4 protein-coding genes are annotated in these 6,315 nt (G+C 32.8%); 2 read left to right on the forward strand and 2 right to left on the reverse strand.

Annotated features, from left to right (window positions below; all coding sequences use genetic code 11):
- Positions 1–129: 129 nt before the first annotated feature.
- Positions 130–1,056, forward strand: a complete 927-nt coding sequence (locus EZH24_RS05845) for a DNA-methyltransferase (RefSeq protein ID WP_137998204.1) — start codon at positions 130–132, stop codon at positions 1,054–1,056.
- A gap of 13 nt (positions 1,057–1,069) precedes the next feature.
- Here EZH24_RS05845 and thrC read toward each other — a convergent pair whose 3' ends face one another.
- The gene (gene thrC / locus EZH24_RS05850; RefSeq protein ID WP_137998205.1) at positions 1,070–2,125 is read right to left on the reverse strand and encodes a threonine synthase; all 1,056 of its coding nucleotides are present in this window, start codon (positions 2,123–2,125) and stop codon (positions 1,070–1,072) included.
- A 55-nt stretch (positions 2,126–2,180) separates the two neighbouring features.
- Positions 2,181–3,776 (reverse strand): peptide ABC transporter substrate-binding protein, encoded by a 1,596-nt coding sequence (locus EZH24_RS05855; protein WP_137998206.1) that lies wholly within the window; start codon positions 3,774–3,776, stop codon positions 2,181–2,183.
- 269 nt (positions 3,777–4,045) lie between these two features.
- Between EZH24_RS05855 and EZH24_RS05860 the strand changes: the two genes are divergently transcribed.
- Positions 4,046–6,315 (forward strand): SNF2-related protein (locus tag EZH24_RS05860; protein WP_137998207.1); only part of this gene is annotated, 2,270 nt, incomplete at its 3' end.

Genomic DNA, 6,315 nt, shown 5'->3' on the forward strand with positions numbered 1-6,315 from the left:
AAACTAAAGACGATTTGATAAATTTAATAAATAGTTATTCTAAAAAAGAAGCTATAAGAGAATTAATAAAATCTAAAAAATTAGAGGAAAAAATAAAACATATAAACGATTTTATTAAAGGATTAAATTATGATAGATAAAATAATATGCGGAGATTCTATAGAATTGATAAAAGCAATAGACAACGAATATGTCCATGCCATTATTTCCGACATCCCTTACGGTATATGTTATGAAGATTGGGATATTTTGCATAATAATTCCAATTCCGCATTAGGAGGAACTTCGAGCGCCCAATTAGAAATGGGCAGTTTATTCAAAAGGCGCGGAAAACCTTTAAACGGATGGAGCGAATCCGATAAAAAAATACCGCTTGAATATCAAGAATGGTGTTCCAAATGGGCTTCGGATTGGTTAAGGGTTTTAAAATCTGGCGGAAGTTGTTTTATTTTTGCTGGAAGGAGATACGCGCATAGATGTATAGTGGCGTTAGAAGATGTCGGATTTACTTTTAAAGATATGCTCGCATGGGAAAAGAATTTTGCAGCTGCAAAAGCTCAAAGATTATCGTCTATTTATGAAAGAAGAAACGATAACGAAAATGAAGAAAAATGGAAAGGCTGGCGAGTGGCTAATTTAAGACCTATATTTGAACCTATTTTATGGTTTCAAAAACCCTACAAGATAGGCGGAACTATAGCGGATAATGTAATAAACAACGAAGTAGGCGCATGGAACGAAGAAGCCGTAAAAAAATATAATTTAAATTATAAGAATAATAATTTTTATGATAACATTATTAAAGTAGAAACATTTAAAAGCGATTTTGGAAACCATGTGAATCAAAAACCTATAAAACTAATGGAATTTTTAATTTCTCTTGTTACAAAAGAAAATGCCATTATATTAGACCCTTTTTCTGGTTCTGGAACAACCTGCATAGCCGCTAAAAATATAAACAGACATTATATTGGTATAGAAATAGACCCGCATAATGTAGAAATATCTAATAAAAGATTATTAGAATCTATGCAATTAGAGTTAAACATTTATTAATAATAAACAATTTTTATAAACCGATAACTTTTCTTATCTCTTCAATATTATTTTCAACTTTTATCGGAGCGTTCGATATTTTAATCGCGTTATCGGGGTCTTTCAAACCGTTGCCCGTTAGGACGGAAACCACAATATCGCCTTTCTTTAATTTTCCAGCTTTATAAGTTTTTATTATTCCCGCCAAAGACGCCTCTGACGCTGGTTCTGCGAATATTCCTTCCTCTCTTGCTAGCATCGAATAGGCTTCGAGTATTTCATCGTCTCTTACAAAATCTATAAAACCTTCCGATTCGTTTGCCGCATTAACCGCCAATTTCCAGCTTGCGGGATTTCCTATTTTGATTGCCGTAGCCAAAGTTTGAGGATTTTCTATAATTTTATTTTTAACGATTGCAGCCGAACCTTCCGCTTCAAAACCAATCATTTTAGGCAAATTTGAAACCATATTTTTTTCTTTATACTCTTTGAAACCCATCCAATAGGCAGAAATATTTCCCGCGTTTCCTACGGGTATCGCCAAATAATCGGGAGCTTTTCCCAAAGTGTCGCATATTTCAAAAGCTGATGTTTTTTGTCCTTGAAGTCTGTAAGGATTAATCGAATTAACGAGAGTTATCGGATAATTGTTAGTAATATCTATAACCGATTTTAACGCGTCGTCAAAATTTCCGTTTATCGCTATGACTTTTGCTCCATACATTAAAGCCTGAGCCAATTTTCCCAAAGCTATATTTCCATCGGGAATAAGAACTATGCATTGAATATTACTCCTCGCAGCGTATGCGGCGGCCGATGCGGAAGTGTTTCCCGTAGACGCGCACATTATCGCTTTTGCGCCTTCTTCTAAAGCTTTAGCCACAGCCATTACCATTCCTCTATCCTTAAAAGAGCCAGTGGGATTTAATCCGTCATATTTGAAATATAATTCTATTCCTCCAAGTTTTTCGCCTATTTTTTCCGCTTTTATTAATGGAGTGTTTCCTTCGTTCAAAGTTATTAGAGGCGTTTTATTCGTTATCGGCAAATAAGATTTATATTCTCTGAGTAATCCTTTCCAAGTTTTCATAATCAACCCTTTTTATTTATTAATTTTTTATTTTAATTATTAATATTTCTTATTTTTATTCTATATAACAATAATTGAATTTATGTCTTCCCAAAGGATTGAGAACGACTCCCTTCAATTTTGGACTAATCATTAAAGCGTCCGCTCTGTAATATAAAGGAATTATCGGCATTTCGTCCATCAATATGCTTTCCGCTTGCCGCATTGCGTCCATTCTAACTTTATTATCGGGCGACTCTTTTGCGATTAATATAAGTCTGTCGTAATTGGCATTGGAAAAACCGCTATGATTTACTCCGCCATAACTAAGCATAACATCGAGCATAGTCATCGGGTCGTTATAATCTCCCGTCCATCCCATTCTCGTTAATTGATAATCTTTTTCGATTAAAGATTGCAAAGTTATGGGAAATTCTTCCTGTATCAATTGAACGGTAATATTCAAATTATCTTTCCACATTTGCTGAATCGCCTCTCCTACCAAAACATAAATTCCGGGCGAAACTTTTAATTCCAATATCGGATAATTTTCTCCATTCGGGTATCCAGCTTCCGCAAGCAAAGATTTCGCGATTTCTATATTTTCTTCGTAGTTATTAATATCGATATAATCTCCCGATTCGCTTCTAAAAGTTCCGTTTAATCCTCTGACTTGAGGAGGCACGAAAGCTCCAGCGGGAATTTGTCCTCCTTTTGTGACATTTGAGACTATATAATTTCTATCAATCGCTAAAGATAAAGCCTGCCTAACTCTCTTATCTTTTAAGGCTTCGTTGGTAATATTTAATTCCAAATAATAAGTTCCCAAAGCGTTATTTGCCGCAATATATCCTTCCGATTTAAGATTTTCTATTTCTGCCGCTGGAGGTTCTAAAGCGGAAAAATGCACCGTTCCATTTTTAAGTCCCGCAACCGCGGTATTCGGGTCGCTCATCAATACAAAAGTTATTTCGTTTGCAATTTGGTCTTCTTTGGAATAATAATTCGTATTAACGGAAAAAACTATTTTTTGGTCGATTAATCTTTCCGTCATTTTATAAGGTCCGTTTCCTATATAAGTTTCGGGATTCAATGTCCATTCGTCTCCGTAAGTTTCTATAATATCTCTACGAACGGGCATAAATATTCCCGTAGAAGCTATGAACTCCAAAAAATATGCCGTAGGATTTTCCAAAATAACTTCAAAAGTATAATCGTCAATCGCTTTTACTCCCAAATCGTTATAATCCATTATTCCCGCGTTTATTTCTTTGGCGTTTTTTATCACTTCCATCATATAAGAATATTCGGCGGCGACATTTGGATTTACCGCTCTTTTCCAAGAATATTCAAAATCGTTTGCCGTAACGGGTTTTCCATCGCTCCATTTTGCGTTCGTTCTTAAATGAAATGTATATTTAAGTCCGTCTTCCGAGATAAACCATCCTTCCGCAGCCGCTCCGACCACATTATTATTCGAATCGAGTTTTGTTAAACCCTCGAAAGCATGAATTATATAAACCGACACGGCGCTTAAAGAATTCAAAGTCGGGTCCATAGTTTTAGGTTCCGCCGACATATTTATAACTATAGAATTTGAAGCCGTATTATCCTTACAAGAAATTGAAAAACCGCTTAAAACGATTAATAAAGCTACGATAATATTTTTCATTTTTATTCTCCAAAAAATAAGATTTGGCAATTATACTAAAATTGAATTATAAAGTCAATATAAAAAATGCATCATAATTGCAAGTAAAAAATATTGTTATTGCTATGCTACTGTTTAAGCAATCTATTTATGACATTGAATAAAGCGAAAATTTTTCAGAAAATAACGCATACTTATATTTATATTGACTTTTTTTATAATTAAATTAACATAACAAATCAATAATTTATAATTAATAAAAAATAATCGACTACATAATCGGATAAGAAATGTTGAAAGAGGCAAGTAATGATTCAATAAATTTTGATAAAGAAAAATTTGATAATAAAAATTTTAACGATAAATTTAATGAAAACAAAAATCTAAACGAGCGTCAAAATTGGCTTTATTATACGAGAGCGCCATTAATGGAAAATTACCGAGATAATCTTTATAGAGAATATTTTGGGATTTCGGTTTTGCTTTCCGTAAGAGGCGAAGATAACGAAAAAATTCTTGGACTTTCGCTAAAATTAATCGACAACGAATGCAAGAGAGAATTAAGGATAAACGAACTTGAGAATTTTTTATTTTCATGCATTGTCGGAGAAAAACAAAATATAGAAGATAAAGAATATAAAATAGAATTGGAAGATTTCGGCAGGGGCGAAGCAAAGCTAATAAGATTTTTGAATAATATTTACGGCGAAGGTTTGCAAGCGGAAGAAAACGGAAAATTATGGTTTAAAGATTACGGCGCTTATAAATGTTTAAGTTTGTTAAAAGATATTTCAAATATAAGACTCGAAAGCAAAGTGATTATATTTGCGGACGATATTTTGAATCTTTCTCTAACTACTTTTTATAACGAAGAAAAAGATTTAATTTTGAATGTAAGTATAAAAGATTTTGATTTGAATAAAATTTATACTTTCGGAGAGAATTGCGATTATATACTTTATAAAGATATTTTTTACGAAACGAAACCGTCTTACGCGAAAATAAAAAAAAATATATTTAAAAATTCGGTTATAGTGAGCAAAGATTATATAAAAGATTTCTGCTCGAGAGTTTTGCCGAATTTAAAAAAAGATTTCAATATCGAACTTCCAGAAGATATATCGGACAACGAAATCATGGCTTTTCCCGTTCAAGCGCTCGTTTATTTGGATTATGACGGAGCGAATGTTTTTTCCACGATTAAATTTAAATACGGTTCTTTTACTCTCGACCCTTACACGAATAAATTTACAAGCGGTTATATGTTCGACAATGAAGAAATTTATAGAGATATTGAAAAAGAAAATTATTTTTGCGAAACGCTTTCAAAATATTTGGATAGAGCGGGAGATTATACTTTTTCAACGGCGGACGATGAAAAAATATTTTATTTATGTTATAAAATTCTTCCAATGTTGCAAGATAAAGGGTGGACTTTTTTTTATAGCGAATCTTTTAAATCTTTGAAACTAAATGTCAAACCTCTTAAAATGCGAGCGTCACTCACAAGAGATATAAATTTTTTTGAAATTAATTTTTCTTTCGAGGGCGTTAAAGAAATTTACGATTTGTCGGATATAATAAGAGCGGTTAAAACTGAAAATAAAGAATATATAAGACTTCAAAACGGTTCTTTTGTTCCAATAGATTTGGAGATTATAGATTATCTGGCTAAAATGTTTAAGGATAATCCTATTGAAGAAATAAAACAAAAAGAGAATAACGGGTATTTAATCCCGATGTTTAGCGCTCCATACTTTGCAGATATGCTTGAAAAACATAGCGGTATAGAATTAAATTTGGACGATAACGCCGCAAAAACTATAGCCGATATAAAAAGAATCGATTATGACGAAAATCCGCCAAAAAATATAAACGGAGAATTTAGAAATTATCAATTAGTCGGTTATAAATGGCTTAGAAAACTTGCCGATATGTCCTTAAACGGAATTCTTGCGGACGACATGGGACTTGGAAAAAGTTTTCAAACCATAGCGTCAATATTGAAAGAAAAAGAAAACGGCTCAAAATTAACTTCTTTAATAGTAGCTCCAACATCCTGCGTTTCGAATTGGTATTATGAAATAAAAAAATTCGCTCCTTCGCTCGAGGTTATAACTTTGACGGGAAATTTAAAATCGAGAATGAAAAGAATAAAAGCGGTGAATAATTACGATATAGCGATTGTTTCTTATTCAACTTTAAGAAGAGATATAAAATTTTTAAGCGAGAAAGAATTTAATTATGTTGTTTTAGACGAAGCGCAACATATAAAAAACGCCAACACTCAAAACGCAAAAACGGTAAAAAGTTTGAAATCTCAAAAACGACTCGCTTTAAGCGGAACTCCGATAGAAAACGGAATCAGCGAAATGTGGTCGATGTTCGATTTTTTGATGCCGGGATTTTTGGGAAAACATAAAGATTTTTTGGAAGATTACGAAGCGCCAATAATTTCTGGAAACGAAGATTCTGCGGACGCTTTGGAAAGATTAAAAATTAGAATAGCTCCTTTTATATTAAGAAGATTAAAAACCGATGTGCTTAAAGATTTGCCTCC

Source organism: Brachyspira catarrhinii, assembly GCF_005518285.1.
GTDB lineage: Bacteria > Spirochaetota > Brachyspiria > Brachyspirales > Brachyspiraceae > Brachyspira > Brachyspira catarrhinii.